The sequence below is a fragment of the Citrifermentans bemidjiense Bem genome (assembly GCF_000020725.1).
GTDB classification, from domain to species: domain Bacteria; phylum Desulfobacterota; class Desulfuromonadia; order Geobacterales; family Geobacteraceae; genus Geomonas; species Geomonas bemidjiensis.
Genome location: NC_011146.1, coordinates 2220599 through 2238083 on the forward strand (window position 1 = coordinate 2220599; position 17485 = coordinate 2238083).

Consider the following 17485-nt stretch of genomic DNA (forward strand, 5'->3'; position numbering starts at 1 on the left):
ACATCTGCCAAAATGGTCAAGGATAACAATCAACTTCGAGTTTGACACCAATGAAAGATATCTATATATTGCGACCACATTAAGTTTTTTCAAATGAAAAGTTACATAATGGTAATGTTTGTATTGATGCAAACTAAGATTCGAATGAGGGAGCAGATAATCAAGTGGAACGGAAGGGGGCAAGTTGTCCGGCTGCGCCGGCCAGTATGCCGCCCGGATGAGCACATGCGACCTATACAGGGAAGCTCGTGTTTGTTTCAGACAGGAAAATGTCGCACCTGCCACATGGGCGGAAAGATTGACGTTAATAGGGTAAATTTTTATCGGTTCGTCGGAGATTATCTATGGAAACATCTAAACCCAGGCTGCTTCACTGTGTTCTATTATTAAATGTCTTTTTCGCCGCAATCTTCCTCTTATTGGCTGGCAGTCATCACGAAGCCTTTGCAGGCCCTGTGGTAACAATTGTTGATCCTGCGGCAGGCTCATCTGGTATACCAAGCTCATCTAAGGTACATGCAACGTTTACCGAATCCTTGAATCCGCAGACGGTTAACAAGTGCAACGCATCTTTGACCCGCGCCTCAAAAGTTACCAATATTTCCACTTTTGGAGACCATATTCTGTCAATCACCTCGGATGGTGCCATTTGGGGATGGGGCGGTAGTACCTACGGCGAGACAATTGCGCCCGTCGGCCTGTCCGCGGTGGCGTCCGTTTCTATTGGTGGGAGCCACTCCCTTGCTTTGAAATCCGACGGCACGGTAGCGGCTTGGGGAAGTAATGCCTATGGCCAGAGTTCGGTCCCGTCAGGACTTTCCAACGTAGTGGCTATTGCCGCGGGAGAGAGACACAGTGCTGCCTTGAAATCTGACGGCACGGTTATCGAGTGGGGTGACAACAGTTACGGGCAGTCTTCAGTGCCCGCAGGACTATCCGGTGTCGTTGCAATAGCTGCCGGCGACCTTCATACCCTTGCTTTGAAGTCCGACGGCACGGTGGTGGCTTGGGGATACAACTATGATGGGCAAGTTACTGTGCCGACCGGTCTTGCCGGTGTGACGGCCATAGCCGCGGGAGCGAACAATTCCGCCGCGGTAAAAACTGACGGTACGGTTGTAGTTTGGGGCATGAACTACACCAACAACAATAACGTGCCGGCCGGCCTCACGGGAGTTGCGGCAATTGCGGTAGGGGGGCATGTCGTTGCCTTAAAGTCAGATGGCAGCGTGGTGGCCTGGGGAAACAACAACTATGGTCAGGCAAGGGTTCCTGCCGGCCTGTCCGACGTAATTGCCGTGTCCGCTGGAGGGACGGATACTATTGTATTGAAGTCTGACGGCACAATAGTGGCTTGGGGTTATAACAGCCATTCTCAAGATAATATCCCCCAAAAACCCGGATGCTTTTCAGCAGTCTCCGTCGGCGGGTATCATTCTACAGCAATAAATCCGGACGGGACCATAACGGCATGGGGGAGTAATCTTTATGGCCAAGCAAACGTGCCAACAGGGCTTAATAATGTTTCTGCCGTTGGAATCGGTGAAGGGGTTACCGTAGCGCTAAAATCCGATGGGACGGTGGTCACATGGGGCCACAACAGCAAAACACCTCCTGCGGTTTCCGGAGTAACTGCAATAGCCGTCGGTGGGTTTCATGCCTTAGCGCTCAAGCCAGACGCCACTGTTGTGTCGTGGGGTACAGATTACTACGGCGAGACCATGGTGCCTGCAGGCCTAAACGGAGTGAGCGCGATCGCAGCCGGCTTCTATCATTCATTGGCATTGAAGGCAGATGGCTCATTGGTTGCCTGGGGGAATAATGGCTATGGCCAGGTATCGATACCCGCCGGACTCAACAATGTGACCTCAATAGCTGCAGGGATGGATCACAACGTGGCCGTAAGGTCTGATGGCACGGTGGCAGCATGGGGCTCTAACAGCAGTGGACAAGCAACCGTACCCGCAGGGCTCTCAGGAGTGCGGCAAGTGGCGGCCGGGGACCTGCATTCGGTTGCGCTCAAGACAGACGGGACCGTCATCGCTTGGGGTGACAGTACCTACGGCCAGACAGCGGTCCCTGCCGGGTTGACTGATGTCGTGGCTGTGGCAGCGGGGAACGGATACACCCTGGCCCTGAAATCAGGCGGCACGGTAGTCGGATGGGGAGATAACAGGTTTGGTCAGGCAACCCTGCCTAAATCTCCATACGGGACACCTCTCAACGCTTCTGTCAGCTGGGATCCGGCAACACTTACGGTGACATTATTACCTGAACAGCCGTTTCCGCTGGGAGCAACGGTAAATGCCGCCCTGAGCGGTGCGATTGAAAACGTTTCAGGCGAAAGGATTGCTCCCTATAATTGGAGCTTCAGCGTTGCCGACTCCTATCGCATAACCTCGTCCGTTTCCGGCGGAGCCGGCGGCTCGATCAACTGCACCCCGGGTAGCCCGGCGCCCGGGCAGGACGCGACCTGCGGCATGTCTCCCGACGCCGGGTATGCCCTTTCCGGGTTGACTGACAACAGCACCGACGTGCTTGGCGCCGTTACCGCCGGGAGTTATCTGATCCCCGCCGTCTCGGGCGACCACACCTTGTCAGCGACCTTCGTAGAAATCGGGTTTCCGATGACCGTCAGCCTTTCCGGCACGGGCGGCGGGGTAGTACATTCTTCACCTGCACCCGATCTTGCCTGTGCCGCCGGCAGCTGCGGGCAGAAATATCTGGTTGGCACAACGGCCATTCTTACCGCAATGCCGAACTCCAACTCGTTTTTCGTTGGCTGGGGAGGTGACTGCGCTGGCGCAGGTGACTGCAGCGTCGCCATTAATGCACCACATTCCGTTACCGCAACGTTTGAGCTCAAAAGTGGTGTGCCTGCCGTAGCTATTACTTCCCCCGCAGCAGGCCCGACCAACAATCGCACGCCAGTGTTACAGTACTCCGTAAACAATGGGTCCGTAGTCGTCACCGTTGACGGTATCGTGGTTGCAAAAGCTCCCGGCGACACTCTTGGGCCGCTGGCCGATGGAGCACACACGGTAAGAGTAGAGTCCACGGCAGGCGACAAGAGTAATTTTGCCGAGGTGATTTTCACGGTTGATACCATCCCCCCGGTCGTCTTCATCGATCCGGTTGCTCCCACCAAAACCAACAGCCAGATCGTTACCGGCACCCGTGAGACCAACGCGGCAGTCAGCATATCGGTAACCGCGCCTGCCACTGTCGGCGCGGTTACCTACCCGACTGCCACTACCTGGAACTGTCTCGTAAACAGCCTGGCGGAGGGGGACCACACCGTCACGCTTACTGCCAGCGATGCTGCTTCCAACAGCGCCACCACTGCAATCGCCATCACCCGGGACACAGTTGTACCGATTGTTGCCATCGCCTCGCCGACTGCCGGACCGACCAGCAGCCACACTCCTCTCCTCGCCTACACCGCAAGCGACGGGAACGTCGCAATAAGCATGGATGGCGTTGTCGCCAACAAGGTCTCTGGCGACTATCTCGATACGCTTGCCGACGGGATTCATACCGTACGGGTGGAGTCACGTGACACTGCAGGAAATGTGGGCTTCGCCGTGGTGACATTTGTTGTAGATACTACTCCACCTCAACAAACGGTATTTTCAAAAGTTTCAGCAGGAACGAGGCACACAATAGCTTTGAAGTCAGATGGCACTTTATGGTCATGGGGTTACAACGCTTTCGGACAGTTGGGAGATGGCACGACGGTAAATAGATATGTCCCTGTTCAAATAGGGGATGACAATAAATGGATTTCCATTTCAGCAGGAGTGGATTTCACATTGGCTCTGAAATCCGATGGTACATTGTGGGGCTGGGGCAGGAATGATTTAGGACAATTGGGAGATGGCACTACCACGTTTCGTTATTCACCCGTCCAGATAGGAAATAGTACCGACTGGATTTCGATCCATGCAGGAGGCTACCACGCCGCAGCGCTCAAATCTGACGGTACATTGTGGGCATGGGGGGGGCAATTATAACGGTCAGGTGGGAAATGGTTCAACACTGAACCAGCTTTTCCCGCTGCAAATCGGAACAGACAGGAGCTGGACTGCTATTTCAGCAGGAGGTGCCCATACCCTGGCACTCAAGGCAAACGGTACCTTGTGGGGCTGGGGTAGCAACAGTTCAGGTCAAGTGGGATTGGGATACGGTTCGTTGGCACAGTACACCTCACCGACCAGAATAGGTACTGCTGGAAATTGGAAACTTATATCGGCTGGAACCTATCACAGCATGGCGCTCCAAACCGACAATACTCTCTGGGGTTGGGGTAGCAATCAATATGGCCAATTAGGGAATGGCACTACAAGCAGTTATGGTCAACTAAGCTTTCCGGTAAAAATAGGAAGTGTAAGCAATTGGTCTTCCGTTTCCGCTGCCTATGGTCATACCGTGGCTCTTGATTTGAATGGAGCTTTGTGGGCTTGGGGGCGGAATTCATCAGGGGAATTGGGCGATGCAACCAGTGTCGATAAAGTTTATCCTGTACGAATAGGTACGAACGCCACATGGACAACCATGGAAACTGGCGATTCCTATACGGTCGCTTCCAAATCAGACGGTACCCTTTGGGCATGGGGGAATAACTGGTATGGAGGATTGGGAGATGGTACCGCCTCTGAAAGAGATGGGGCGACAACGGCCACTAAATACGTGCCAACACATATAAACAGGATTCTTAGCATAAACAACGGGGGCATCTATACCAAGAACAGCTCGGTTTCCCTCAGGGTACTGGCCGCCGATGCCAACGGTATTGCAGCAACGCAGTTCAGCAATGATGGCAGCACATGGACGAACCCCGAGCCCTACGCTACGACGAGAACCTGGACGCTTGAGCCTGGTGATGGGACCAAGACGGTATTCGCGAAGTTGAAGGACAACGTCGGCAACTGGTCAGGTGCCTTTAGCAGCACGATCATAGTTGATACCACGGCACCGACAGTTTCCGTTGCCTCGCCAATTGCCGTAGTTACCAATGATAACATGCCACTTCTTATCTATGCGGTTTCAGACGGCAATGTGACTGTACTTGTGGACAATGCCCCTGTTACTACCGTTTCCGGCCAAAGGCTTGCTGCACTTACTGACGGGACACATACGGTTCGGGTTGAATCAAGAGATGCAGTTTGGAATACCGGATTTGACGAAGTAACTTTTACGGTAGATCTCCCACCAGCGGTATCGATCACCTCGCCGGCATCGGGATCCACCAACAACACGACACCGCTCCTGACATACACTGCCAGCAACGGTACCGTTGTCGTGAAGGTTGATGGTGTGATTGTCAACAAGGTCTCGGGCAACAGCCTGGACGCCCTCGCCAACGGCACGCACATCGTTCGTGTCGAGGCAACGGATGCCGGCGGAACGGGATATGCGGAAAGGACTTTTGCGATCGATACCGTGGCTGCGACAGTAACTATTTCTTCGCCGACCACGGGTACCACCACCGACAACCCGCCGCTGTTGACCTATACGGTGAGCGACGGAACGGTGACCGTTAAAGTCGACGGCGTTAGCGTCGCCAAGGTGTCCGGCAGTCGGTTGAGTACCCTGGCGAACGGAGCGCACACCGTCCGGGTTGAATCGCGGGATGCTGCGGGGAATATAGGGTTTGCAGAGGTGACTTTTACCGTCAATGCCCCGCTGACCAACCTGACCGAGGACTTCGAGTCCGGAACCATTACCAGACTGCCCTGGGTTACGAGCGGCAATGGTACATGGTCCGCGAAAACCACAACGAAGCGCGGCGGACTTTATGCTGCAGAAGCGCCGGTGTCCATCGTTGACAATCAAAGCGCCACGCTTGAAGTCCCTGTTGCTTGTGCCGCCGGCAACATTACCTTCTGGTATTCGGTCAGTTCCGAGGCGAATTTTGACTTTCTCCACTTCTACATCGATGGAGTCGAGCAGAATAAATGGTCTGGTACAGTCGCCTGGAACCAGGCATCGTTTCCTGTAACCGCCGGCAACCATACCTTCAGATGGTCATATACCAAAGACTCTTCAGTTTCTTCCGGGTCAGATGTGGCGTGGATTGATGATATTGCGGTTCCTTAGCAACCTCAGCGTTAGCTCGGTTCACTTCCCGAAAAGAAGTTAAATGCCGGTCACCCCTGAAACCTGTAGCGTAGGGTAGGCTGGTTGACCAGGAACAAGTTTTTACTGCTGCCGCAAAACGGCCCAGAGGGAGAGGGGGATGTATTCGATCCGTCGGAAAATGGATTAGTTGAGACTGACAATGCAAACTCGAGGAGGGGCTATGGATATTGAGTACAGATACACGCAGGATTTTGAACAGAGACAACTGCAAGACCTTTTTCTTTCCGTCCAATGGTCTTCTGGGCAATACCCTGACAAATTGCAAGTCGCCATGAAAAATTCTGACTGTGTTATTTCGGCATGGCATGGCGATACGTTGGTCGGACTCATAAACGCACTTTCCGACGGTGTGATGACAGCCTACTTTCACTATTTACTCGTGCATCCAGAGTACCAGGCCAAAGGCGTAGGAAAGCAACTTGCCTCTCTCGCTCTGGATAAGTATAACGACTACGCTCGTAAAGTACTTATTGCCTATGATAAAGAAGTAGGATTCTACCAAGGATTAGGCTTCGAAATCGGCACAGGAAAAACACCGATGTTTGTTACCTTCTTGACAACATAAAACTTGAATAACGCGTGTCTTATTTTTTCAAATAGCAGAGAAGGGTCATCGCAAAGCGCGATTTTCAGCCGACATCGTAGACACTGTCGGTGCGATGAGGCTGCCAGGACGGGGCGAGGCGACCCCCGTCCGCCCGTCACACTGCGAAAAGGTAAGCGGTGATGCCTTAGACAAACCCCAACTCAACCCGCTTTCCAAAAACCTGGGCGATCTTTTCCAGGGTTTTGACCGTCGGATTGGCTTTACGCGGGTTTTCGAGACGTTGATAAACCTGATAGGAAATCTTGAGCTGGCGCGCTACTTCAACCTGTGGCCTGAGGGAATTGACCGGATTCTATACAACCTATATGATGCATGCCAAGGCGGGAATTGGGGGAGCGCAGAAAGGAGAAATGACATGACCAAGCCAGCAAAGAATACGGTTTGCCTTTGGTACGACGGCGATGCGGAGGAGGCGGCGCGCTTTTACGCCAAGACCTTTCCCGATTCATCGGTCGACGCGGTGCATCTCGCACCGGGTGACTACCCGTCCGGCAAGAAGGGGGATGTGTTGACGGTGGAGTTTACCGTGATGGGAATTCCCTGCCTTGGGCTCAATGGCGGACCGGAGGTCAAACACAACTGGGCATTCTCGTTTCAGGTCGCGACCGTTGACCAGGAAGAAACGGATCGTTACTGGAACGCCATCGTAGGCAACGGCGGGGCAGAGAATGTGTGCGGCTGGTGCCAGGATAAGTGGGGGGTGTCCTGGCAGATTACGCCGATTGTCCTGACCAAGGCGATAACGGATCCCGATACCGCTGCCGCCAAGCGCGCGTTCGATGCGATGATGCAGATGACGAAGATAGACGTCGCTGCAATCGAGGCGGCGCTTAACAGCAATTGACAATTGACGATTGACAATTGACAATTGACAATTGACAATTGACAATTGACAACTGGAACCACAGGGGAAAGACGCTCACCGCAGAGGAGACACAGAGGAAAAACCAAGAGGTGGGACAGGCACCGTATGAAGCGATCTGCCTGCTAGTAGTGGTAACGAAGCTGCGCGATCATTACTGAGTCATCTTCGACCTTGTACACGATGCGATGCTCGTCGTTGATTCTGCGGGACCAGTACCCGGATAGAGCATGCCTCAGTGGTTCCGGTTTCCCTATCCCTTCGTGGGGCTTTCTCTGGATCTCCCTGATCAGGGTGTTGATGCGCTTGGCGACCTTCTTGTCTGTGCTCTGCCAGAACAGGTAATCTTCCCAAGCGCTTTCCGAGAATATGAGCTTCAATCGATCAGCTCCCGTTCGGTTGCCTTTCCGGTCTCTAGCTCGGCTATAGATTCAACCAGCCGCCGCACGTTTTTAGGGCTTCGCAGCAGGTACGCCGTTTCCTCCAGCGCTTCGTAGTCGTCAAGTGACATCATGACCACCGGCTTTGCCGCTTTGCGGGTGATGATGACGGGGGCATGGTCGTCACATACCTTCTCCATCGTTTCTGCCAGTTTGCTGCGCACGGAACTGTAGGTTATCGAATTCATGATCTAACTCCTGCGATAGTTGTACAAGTAATCGTACAATACTAATTGAGGATTGACAATTGAATAACCGAAAGGCGGAACACAGAGGTCGCGGAGGTCCACGGAGGTCACTGAGGTATTTGCAGGCAATAACCAAAGCTTAGGCACTCACTACAGAGGGGCACAGAGGAACCACAGAGGAAAAACCAAAAAAGGGGACAGGCAATGCATGATGCATCTGCCTGTCCCCTTTGTTTTTAAAGCTTTATCCGGTGTTTCTTAAGGTTCTTCTTCGTGTTGCTATGAACCTGTGGTTCGACTGGGAAAGGTGTGGACTTTCCTGCTTCTGCTTTTCCTCTGTGCCCCTCTGTGGTGTGTGCCTTTGGATTTATGCCACCGAGGCTTTGATGTCGGCTACCAGGTTGGCTACTTCGGCGGTATCGGTGTCCCAGGAGCACATGAACCTGGCGCCGCCGGACCCTATGAAGGTGTAGAAGTGCCAGCCGCGACCGCGCAGCGCCTCCAGCGCCTCGGGCGCCATTTCCAGGAAGACGGAGTTCGCCTGGCTCGGGAACATGACCCGCACTTGCGGTATCTTCCTGATCTCGCTTTCCAAGAGCCTCGCGCAGTTATTGGCGTGCGCCGCGTTCTTTAGCCACGCGCCGCTTTCCAGCATGCCGATCCAGGGGGCGGTGAGAAAGCGCATCTTGGAGGCGAGCTGTCCCGCCTGCTTGCAGCGGTAGTCGAACTCGAAGGCGAGCTCCTTGTTGAAGAAGACTACCGCCTCGCCTATGGCAAAACCGTTCTTGGTCCCCCCAAAGGTGAGGACGTCGACCCCGGCCTGCCAGCTGATCTCTTTCGGGGCGACGTTCAAAGACGCTACTGCGTTCGCAAAGCGTGCGCCGTCCATATGCACCCGCAACGAGTGCTTCTTGGCCAGTTCCCCAATCGCCTGCAGTTCCTGCACGCTGTAAAGCGTCCCCAGCTCGGTGGCCTGGGTGATGCTGAGCGCTTTCGGCTTGGGGTAGTGGATGTCGGTGCGCTTGTGGATGGTGTGCTCCACCGCATCGAGGTCGATCTTGCCGTTTTCTCCGGGAACCAGCAGCACCTTGGTGCCGTTGGAGAAGAACTCGGAGGCGCCGCACTCGTCGGTCTCTATGTGCGCCATCTCGTGGCAGACGATGGAGTGGTAGGACTGGCACAAGGAGGCGAGGGCGAGCGAGTTGGCTGCGGTGCCGTTGAAGACGAAGAAGACTTCGCAGTCGGTCTCGAACAGTTCGCGGATCTTTTCGCAGGCTTCGGCGGTCCAATAATCGTCGCCATAGGAGCTGGCCATGCCGCGATTGGCCTCCGCCATCGCCGCCCAGGCTTCGTTGCATATCCCTGCATAGTTGTCGCTGGCAAAATGGTGCTTCAGCTCGCTGTGTCCGCTTTCCTTTTTCTTCATCTCTTCCTCTCTTCCTCGCCTTTCACTTCTTTGTGTGCTGTTTTGTCTTGGACCTATCACAGTTTGTGCTTCGACTCAGGCTACCTTTGCCACTTTACTAACATTCACGGCCACCATGGAATTGGTTGTATCGAATTTTTGTATTATATGAGCAAAATTATGTCAATGATTAAGTCCCTATCCTTCAGCGACAACGGCGGCCGATTCAGCTTCTTCTTTCCCCTCGTCCGGCAGCAGCTCGGAGACGATCATCCCTGCGAAAATCAGCGCCGCCCCCGTCATCCCGAAAAAGCCCAGCCGCTCGCCTGCGGCGTAATAGGCGTAGCCGGCAGCGAATACCGGTTCGGTGCAGAAGATGAGGGCGGTGTGGGCCGGGCTGATGAACTTCTGCATCGTGGTCTGCACCAGGAAAGCGAAGACGGTGGCGATCAGCACGCAGACCACCAGGGTCCATAAAAGTTCCGGATGCCAGACGAAAACCTCCTTGCCGCGCGCCGTAGCTGTCGCGAGGCTCAAGAGCCCGACCACGGTGAGCTGCAATGTGGTCAGAAGGTAGACGTCGCTTGAGGCCTGTCGGGAAAAGTGGCTGGTGTAAAGAAGATGCAGCGCGACGCAGGCACCGCAGATGGCGGCAAGGATGTCGCCGTAGTTAAAACTGAGAGTGCCGTTGCCGCAGAGGAGAAAAAGCCCGGGCGTCGCAAGAGCTACGCCCCAGCGGATGCCAGGGCCTGCAGGCAACCGGAAGAGGAGCGCGCCGAACAGGGGGACCAGCACCACGTTCAGACCGGTAAGGAAGCCGGTGTTAGATGCGCTGGTGTACTGCAGCGCCATGGTCTGAAAGGCGTAGGAGGCAAAAAGCAGAATGCCCAGCACGCAACCGCTCAAGAGAAGGCGGGCGTTTAATCTATTAGCGCGTGCCAAGGCAAGAGGAAGCATGACTGCAGAAGCAATTAAAAATCTTTGTGAAAGAAAAACAAAGACATCAACCTGACTGATTGCATCTTTTACTATGGTAAAAGTTACTCCCCAGAAGAACGTCGTTATCAGAAGCAGTATACCCGCCTGAATTTTTTTCACAGATCTCAACGTTGTTTGACCTCATAAAACCTTGATTTCACTTAATTGTGGTATGACAACTTAACATGAGCTTTCAGACGGTGCAACTGCTTATTTATTAAGTGGTTGACAAGAGACGATTTTATCTTTAAAAGTATGCCCGAAAATGTTAAAGGTGTGTTCTGTTTAATATTAAAGGGAACCAAGGAGGAAGTATGAAAGCTATTCGTATCATGGCAGTCGTTGTGGCATTCGCAGGTCTTTGTTTTGCCTCTGCAGCCCTGGCCGCACCGAAAACGGTAACCGTCGCTACCGACGCGACCTGGCCCCCGATGGAGTTTGTGGATGCCAACAAGAAGATCGTCGGTTTCGATATCGACTTCATGAACGCAGTCGCCAAGGAGGCGGGTTTCCAGGCCTCCTTCAAGAACACTGCCTGGGACGGCATCTTCGCCGGCATCGCCGCCGGCCAGTACGACGCCATCATCTCCTCGGTCACCATCACCGACGAGCGCAAGGCGAAGTTCGACTTCACTGTTCCTTACATCAGCATCGGCCAGATCCTGGTGGTGCCCAAAGCCGAGAAGGGGACGAAGATCGGCGATCTGAAGGGCAAGAAAATCGGCGCCCAGATCGGCACTACCGGTGCCATGGAGATCAAGAAGGTCGCCGGCGTGGAGCTGAAGACCTATGACGAAGTAGGTCTCGCTTTCGAGGACATGGCAGCCGGGCGCATCTCCGGTGTCGTCTGCGACCAGCCGACCGCCGTCACCTACGCGCTGGACAAGAAGGAGTACAGCAACAAGTTCAAGATCGTGGGCCAGCCCTTCACCAAAGAGGCTTACGGCATCGTGGTCAAGAAGGGTAACAAGGAGCTGGTCGACCAGCTGAACAAGGGAATCGCGGCAGTGCAGAAGAAAAAGATCGACCAGCAGATCAAGAAGAAGTGGCACCTTAAGTAGTGCACGATTGGCTCCTGCAGGAGCGGCACGCAATGGCGCTGACCCCGCCGAAGCCCCCTGCAGGAGCTGTTTTTTGGCCCAAGCGCGTATACGGGAAAAGTTAAAAAATCAAAGTTGAGCCGGGATGTTAGCCCGGCCAGGACGGTATGAAAAACTGATGAGTATTGATGCAAAAAAGCAGATCATCGACGTCGGGGACGGTGCAGCCATCCCCCGCAAAAGCGACCGCGGACTCTTTACCGCGTGGCGCATAGCCTTCTTTGGGGCCATCGGCACCCTGATCTATCTGGTAAAGACAAAACCTGACCCTTATCTCAACATTCTCAAGTTCGTTCCCGACGGCATACTGGTTACTTTCCAGGTGACCCTCGGGGCGATACTTTTAGCCATCGTCTTCGGCCTCTTCACCGGCTTGGGGAGGATCTCCAAGAACCGGTTCCTAAACGGCGCAGCCTCGCTTTACGTCGAGATCATCCGCGGCATCCCCCTCCTGGTGCAGATCTTCTACATCTACTACGCCCTTGGGCGCTTCGTGCAGGTCCCCCCGATCCTTTCCGCCATAATCGCCATGGCTGTCTGCTACGGCGCTTACATGGGCGAGGTGGTACGGGCGGGGATCGAGTCGATCCACAAGGGGCAGAGGGAAGCAGCGCTTTCGCTCGGCATGAACGGGCGCCAGACCATGATCCACGTCATCCTGCCGCAGGCGGTGAAGGTGATCCTGCCCCCGGTGGGCAACGAGTTCATAGCCCTTTTGAAGGATTCCTCGCTTGTTTCCATCATCGCCGTCGCGGATCTTTTGCGCCGCGGCCGCGAATTCGCCTCCGAGTCTTTCACCTATTTCGAGACCTACACGGTCATAGCGCTGATTTACCTGATCATCACCTTGTTCTTCTCGAAGATCATCGGCGTCATGGAGGAGCGTGTCAGTGTCAACAAGTAAGCGCAGAAAGATGGTCGAGGCGACCGAGATCGTGAAGATCTACGGTTCTTTCCGGGCTTTGGACCGGGTTTCACTGGACGTTTTCGACGGCGAGAAGGTGGTCATCATCGGCCCCTCCGGGTCCGGCAAATCGACGCTGCTTCGATCCATCAACAGGCTCGAGGAGATCGACCGGGGCAAGATGATAGTGGACGGCATGGATATCATGGACCCCAAGACCGACATCACCAAGGTGCGCGAGGAGGTGGGGATGGTGTTCCAGTCCTTCAACCTTTTCCCGCACAAGACTGTGCTGGAGAACCTCACCCTGGCGCAGATTGTGGTCAGGAAGCGCTCCAAGTTCGAGGCGGAAGAAAAGGCGATGATGCTCCTGGAGAAGGTCGGGCTGGTGGCAAAAGCCAAGGCCTACCCGGGGAATCTCTCCGGCGGTCAGCAGCAACGCGTAGCTATCGCCCGCTCGCTTGCCATGGATCCGAAGATGCTCCTTTTCGACGAGCCGACCTCGGCGCTCGACCCCGAGATGATCGGCGAGGTTTTGGACGTAATGAAGGATCTCGCCAGGGATGGGATGACCATGGCGGTGGTAACGCACGAGATGGGTTTTGCCCGCGAGGTGGCGGACCGGGTGATCTTCATGGACGCCGGGAGGATCGTGGAGGAGGGGACGCCGGAGCATTTCTTCACCGCACCTTCCCACGAACGCGCAAAGCTGTTTTTAAGCCAGATACTGTAGCCGCTGCCGCGGCGCTCTGAGAGGGAAACCTGGGCGCCGGCGGTACATGCTTTGTTTATATTTCAGTTGAATGGAAAGGTGGTGGTCGTTTTCCCCCGGGTTAACTAGCAGGCCAGTTGTACCAGCAGGACATGCAATTAACTTAAAAGAGGAGGATGTTAAATGAAGAAACAGAACAAAAAGCTTTTGGTGGCAGCAATTGCAGCAGCTCTGTCCGCAGCGTCCGCAGTACCCGCCCTAGCACTGGAGAACCAGTTCAACGGCGCCTTCACCGCTTTCTACGACATGTCGAACTTCAGCGGCAGCGGCGTCACCCAGAAGAACGCGCCCAGCGAGAACTACTTCGTACAGCGCGTTCGTTTGGGCTACACCGCCAAGGCTGACGACCACGTCAAACTGGTCACCAAGTTCGAATTCGACTACGACTACTGGGGCAACAGCTCCTACACCAACGCTCGCGGCGGCGGCGGCGCTATCGGTGCCGACACGGTGAACATGGAGACCAAGCACCTCTATCTCGACCTGACCTATCCGCAGCTCAACACCAAGATCGGTATGATGCCGTACAACGATTCCTTCAAAGGTCTGGTGTTCGACGCCGACATGGCCGGCATCCTTCTCTCTCACGATTACTCCAATGCCAGCATCTCCGCGGGTTTCTTCCGCCTGATGGACTCCACCAAAGACAGCAACATCATTAAAGACGGTCGCCAGCAGGACTTCACCCGCCTGGGTAGAAACACCAACGACATGTTCACCCTGGACGGCAAGTACACCGTCTCTAAGGACCTGACCGTCGGCGCTGCCTACTACTACATCCAAGACGACAGCAACGACTTCGTCTCCACCATCCAGAGCGCCAAGGTGCACAACCTCGGTATCAATGCCGCCGGCAACGTCGGCCCTGTTGCCCTGAACGGCTTCTTCCTGAAGCAGTTCGGCGACCTCTCCAAGACCACCGATGCCAAGGGCTACACCTTCAACGTCGGCGCCAAGATGCCCCTGGCCGGCGGCACCCTGCGCTCCGAGTTCCTCTATGTCAGCGGCGGCAACGATCAGTTCTACATCACCCACAGCGAACCGGGCGCGACCGAGGGCGGCCAGTTCTACGACGCCGAGATGATCATGTTGAACCGTGACAAGTACGCGACCACCATCGATAACGCCATCATGTACGACGTCAACAACAGCGGTCAGGGCGTTATCGAAGGCACCGTCGGCTACGACTACACCTTCAACGACAAGGTTTCCGCCAGCGCCAATGCCGGCTTCGCCGCCGTTGCCAAGAACACCGCCCACGCAGGGAGCAGCGACTACCTCGGCACCGAGATCAACGCTGAGGCTTACTACAAGCTGACCGCCAACGTTACTCTCGGCGCACGCGCGGGCTACCTCTTCCTCGGCGACTACTTCACCAACGAAGACAACCCCTACGATGTGAAGCTCATTGCCAAGTACAACTTCTAAGACGCATACGATCTTCCCCGGTACTCTCTGTACCGGGGAAGATAAATTACGTCTGTGTCTGTCTTGACAATCAAGTAGTGACAATTAGAATCAGTTGACGTGTGAATTTTGTCTTTACAATGAGAACGACATCCAAAGGAGGTAGTCTGCATGAGCTTTAAGAAGATCAGCGCATTGCTCTTGGTAGCGATGCTGGCAGCCGGCGCATTCGGCTGCAAGAAGAAGGAAGAGGCCGCAGCCCCGGCTGCAGGAGCCGCCAAACCGGCAGGCAACACCGTGAAGATCGGTTTCCTCGGCGCTCTCACCGGCGACGTGGCGATGTTCGGCAAGCCGACCCTCGAAGGTATGAAGATGGCTGCTGCTGAAATCAACGCAGCCGGCGGCATTCTCGGCAAGCAGATCGAGATCGTCGAGGCCGACAACCGCGGCGACAAGCAGGAAGGCGCTTCGGTCACCCAGAAATTCATCTCCCGCGACAACGTGACCGCCATCGTCGGCGACCCGACCACCGGCATCACCAAGGTTGCCGCTCCCATCGCGCAGAAGGCAGGCGTGGTGCTGCTGTCCGCCGGCGCCACCGGCCCGGGCGTGGTCGAAGTGGGCGATTACATCTTCCGCGACACCCTGCTCGACTCCATCGCTATTCCGGCCTGCATCCAGTACTTCGCGAAGGACCTCGGCTTCAAGAAGGTCGCCATCATCACTTCCGACAACAACGACTACTCGGTCGGCCTTTCCCAGACCTTCCGCGATGCCGCTGCCAAGGTTCCCTCGATCAAGATCGTAGCCGACGAGAAGGTGAAGGACGGCGACAAGGACTTCTCCGCTCAGATCACCAACATCAAGGCTAAGAAACCGGACGTCATCCTCTTCTCCGGTTACTACACCGAGGGCGCTCTGATCATGAAAGAGGCGCGCAAGCAGGGTCTCAAGTCCCCGATGTTCGGCGGCGACGGACTCTTCTCGCCTAAATTCATCGAGCTTGGCGGCCCCGCAGTCGAGGGCTCCATGTCCGCTCTGGGCTTCTCCACCGAGCAGGCTTCCCCTGCGACCGCGAAATTCATCGAGGCGTTCAAGGCGAAGCATAACGGCGAACTCCCGGGCCTCTTCGACGCCCAGGGCTACGACGCAGTGATGCTCCTGGCAGACTCCATGAAGCGCGCCAACAGCGTAGACGCCAAGGTATTCAAGGATGCCCTTGCCAAGACCAAAGGCTTCGAAGGCGTTTCCGGCACCATCAGCATGCAGGCCAACCGCGAGCCGATCAAGAGCCCGCTTTCCCTTCTCTTTGTGAAGGACGGCAAGTTCGTGCTGAAGGCAAAAGTCCCCGTCAAAATGGACTAAGGCCTGAACCCCGCAGTACCAGCGGCCCCTGTTTCGACAGGGGCCGTTTTTTTTTTACTCAGACAGGTCAGACAGATTTCTCAGTGACTGACCGTTTACCCCTTGACAAGAACAATGAGAAAAATTATATTTCATCAAGTTAAAGGGGAGTAGTTATCGGCCGGAGAAATGGCCGACCCGGTTTCCGTCAATACGGTCTTAGGACCCGGAGCCGGGGCAGATATCCTGTCAACAAGACCTTTATCCAGGCATTAACGTGTCGCGGGTAAAGGTTTTTTTATTTGCCCGGTGACAAAACGGTCCCAACAGCGGACTTACTACAATCGTCGAGGTAAATACTATGCAAAGACTCAAGACAACCTTCCTACTGGCTCTACTCACCGTTCTCATGGTCACCATGGGAAGCGCGCTGGGCGGCAGAACCGGCATGGTGACCGCCTTCGTCCTGGCGCTCGGCATGAACTTCTTCTCCTACTGGTTCTCCGACAAGATCGTCCTAAAAATGTACGGCGCCCAGGAGATCGAGGAGCACGACAACCCCATGTTCTACAACATGGTGCGCCACCTGGCCGCCCGCGCCGGGCTTCCTATGCCTAAGGTCTACATCATCCCCTCGGACAGCCCCAACGCCTTCGCCACCGGGCGAAACCCCGAGCATGCCGCGGTCGCGGCAACTGAAGGGATCCTGCGCATCCTCTCTCCCGAAGAGCTAGAAGGGGTGATGGCGCACGAGTTGGCCCACGTGCAAAACCGCGACATCCTGGTCGGCACCATCGCGGCCACCTTCGCCGGCGCCATATCCATGATCGGCAACATGCTCCAGTGGGGCGCCATGTTCGGGGCAGGGCGGGGCGACGACGAAGAGGGTGGCGGTATCGGCGGCCTGGTCGGGTCTCTCGCCATGGCCATCATCGCGCCCATCGCCGCCATGCTGATTCAGATGGCCGTTTCCCGCTCGCGCGAGTACCTGGCAGATGCCTCTGGCGCCCAGATCTGCGGCCGCCCCCTGGCGCTGGCCTCTGCACTCAGGAAACTACACCTGGCGTCGCAGGCGCTTCCGATGCAGGAGGCGCGGCCCGCCACCGCCCACATGTTCATCGTCAACCCGCTTACAGGCGGCGGCATCGCATCGCTTTTTTCGACCCATCCCCCCATGGAGGAGCGGATCGCGCGGCTGGAGCAGATGGCGAGATAGTAGTTTCGTTCAGGCGTTAAACCCTTCCCCCCTCCCGACCTCCCCCCGCTGGGGGGAGGGGCCAATCAAAGTTGAGGTGCGGCAAGGTATCAGGTCAATCCCACCCCCTAGCCCCCTCCCT

Annotated in this window: 14 protein-coding genes and 1 pseudogene; 10 read left to right on the forward strand and 5 right to left on the reverse strand. The window is 55.6% G+C overall.

The features are described from left to right. Positions 1-344 precede the first annotated feature (344 nt). The 3 genes from GBEM_RS20705 (at position 345) to GBEM_RS09640 (ending at position 6706) form a co-directional block, all read left to right on the forward strand. Positions 345-4013, forward strand: coding sequence for an RCC1 domain-containing protein (locus GBEM_RS20705; protein ID WP_083770243.1), 3669 nt, complete (start codon positions 345-347; stop codon positions 4011-4013). Further along, positions 3943-6099 (forward strand): RCC1 domain-containing protein, encoded by a 2157-nt coding sequence (locus GBEM_RS09635; protein WP_083770245.1) that lies wholly within the window; start codon positions 3943-3945, stop codon positions 6097-6099. The genes GBEM_RS20705 and GBEM_RS09635 overlap by 71 nt, the downstream gene beginning before the upstream one ends. A gap of 202 nt (positions 6100-6301) precedes the next feature. Then, the gene (locus tag GBEM_RS09640) at positions 6302-6706 is read left to right on the forward strand and encodes a GNAT family N-acetyltransferase (RefSeq protein ID WP_012530357.1); all 405 of its coding nucleotides are present in this window, start codon (positions 6302-6304) and stop codon (positions 6704-6706) included. 166 nt (positions 6707-6872) lie between these two features. Here GBEM_RS09640 and GBEM_RS21045 read toward each other — a convergent pair. Further along, positions 6873-7004, reverse strand: a pseudogene (locus tag GBEM_RS21045) (helix-turn-helix domain-containing protein); the annotation flags it as partial. A gap of 99 nt (positions 7005-7103) precedes the next feature. On the opposite strand from GBEM_RS21045, the gene GBEM_RS09645 reads away from it, so the two are divergent. After that, positions 7104-7592: a VOC family protein gene (locus GBEM_RS09645; RefSeq protein ID WP_012530358.1), complete on the forward strand. Its 489-nt coding sequence runs from the start codon at positions 7104-7106 to the stop codon at positions 7590-7592. Positions 7593-7735: 143 nt separating this feature from the next. On the opposite strand, the gene GBEM_RS09650 is transcribed toward GBEM_RS09645, so the two are convergent. The 4 genes from GBEM_RS09650 to GBEM_RS09665 all read right to left on the reverse strand — a co-directional run bounded on the left by GBEM_RS09650 (position 7736) and on the right by GBEM_RS09665 (position 10741). Continuing rightward, positions 7736-7990, reverse strand: coding sequence for a Txe/YoeB family addiction module toxin (locus GBEM_RS09650; RefSeq protein ID WP_012530359.1), 255 nt, complete (start codon positions 7988-7990; stop codon positions 7736-7738). Then, positions 7987-8238, reverse strand: a complete 252-nt coding sequence (locus tag GBEM_RS09655; protein WP_012530360.1) for a type II toxin-antitoxin system Phd/YefM family antitoxin — start codon at positions 8236-8238, stop codon at positions 7987-7989. The genes GBEM_RS09650 and GBEM_RS09655 overlap by 4 nt, the downstream gene beginning before the upstream one ends. Positions 8239-8605: 367 nt before the next feature. Continuing rightward, a complete protein-coding gene (locus GBEM_RS09660) occupies positions 8606-9664 on the reverse strand; it encodes a threonine aldolase family protein (protein ID WP_012530361.1) in 1059 nt (352 codons plus the stop codon). A 177-nt stretch (positions 9665-9841) separates the two neighbouring features. Next, positions 9842-10741 (reverse strand): DMT family transporter, encoded by a 900-nt coding sequence (locus tag GBEM_RS09665; protein ID WP_226373948.1) that lies wholly within the window; start codon positions 10739-10741, stop codon positions 9842-9844. Positions 10742-10935: 194 nt separating this feature from the next. Here GBEM_RS09665 and GBEM_RS09670 point away from each other — a divergent pair, with 194 nt between their 5' ends. The 6 genes from GBEM_RS09670 (at position 10936) to htpX (ending at position 17364) form a co-directional block, all read left to right on the forward strand. Next, a complete protein-coding gene (locus GBEM_RS09670; RefSeq protein WP_012530363.1) occupies positions 10936-11682 on the forward strand; it encodes a basic amino acid ABC transporter substrate-binding protein in 747 nt (248 codons plus the stop codon). A 157-nt stretch (positions 11683-11839) separates the two neighbouring features. Then, positions 11840-12625, forward strand: a complete 786-nt coding sequence (locus tag GBEM_RS09675; protein WP_041262721.1) for an amino acid ABC transporter permease — start codon at positions 11840-11842, stop codon at positions 12623-12625. Then, the gene (locus GBEM_RS09680; RefSeq protein WP_012530365.1) at positions 12612-13358 is read left to right on the forward strand and encodes an amino acid ABC transporter ATP-binding protein; all 747 of its coding nucleotides are present in this window, start codon (positions 12612-12614) and stop codon (positions 13356-13358) included. The genes GBEM_RS09675 and GBEM_RS09680 overlap by 14 nt, the downstream gene beginning before the upstream one ends. A gap of 162 nt (positions 13359-13520) precedes the next feature. Beyond that, positions 13521-14825, forward strand: a complete 1305-nt coding sequence (locus tag GBEM_RS09685) for a hypothetical protein (protein WP_012530366.1) — start codon at positions 13521-13523, stop codon at positions 14823-14825. A 150-nt stretch (positions 14826-14975) separates the two neighbouring features. Beyond that, complete coding sequence (locus tag GBEM_RS09690) at positions 14976-16169, forward strand: ABC transporter substrate-binding protein (RefSeq protein ID WP_012530367.1); 1194 nt, start codon at positions 14976-14978, stop codon at positions 16167-16169. Positions 16170-16509: 340 nt separating this feature from the next. Further along, entirely contained in the window at positions 16510-17364 is an 855-nt protein-coding gene (gene htpX, locus GBEM_RS09695) for a zinc metalloprotease HtpX (RefSeq protein WP_012530368.1), read from the forward strand. The last annotated feature ends 121 nt before the right edge of the window (positions 17365-17485 follow it).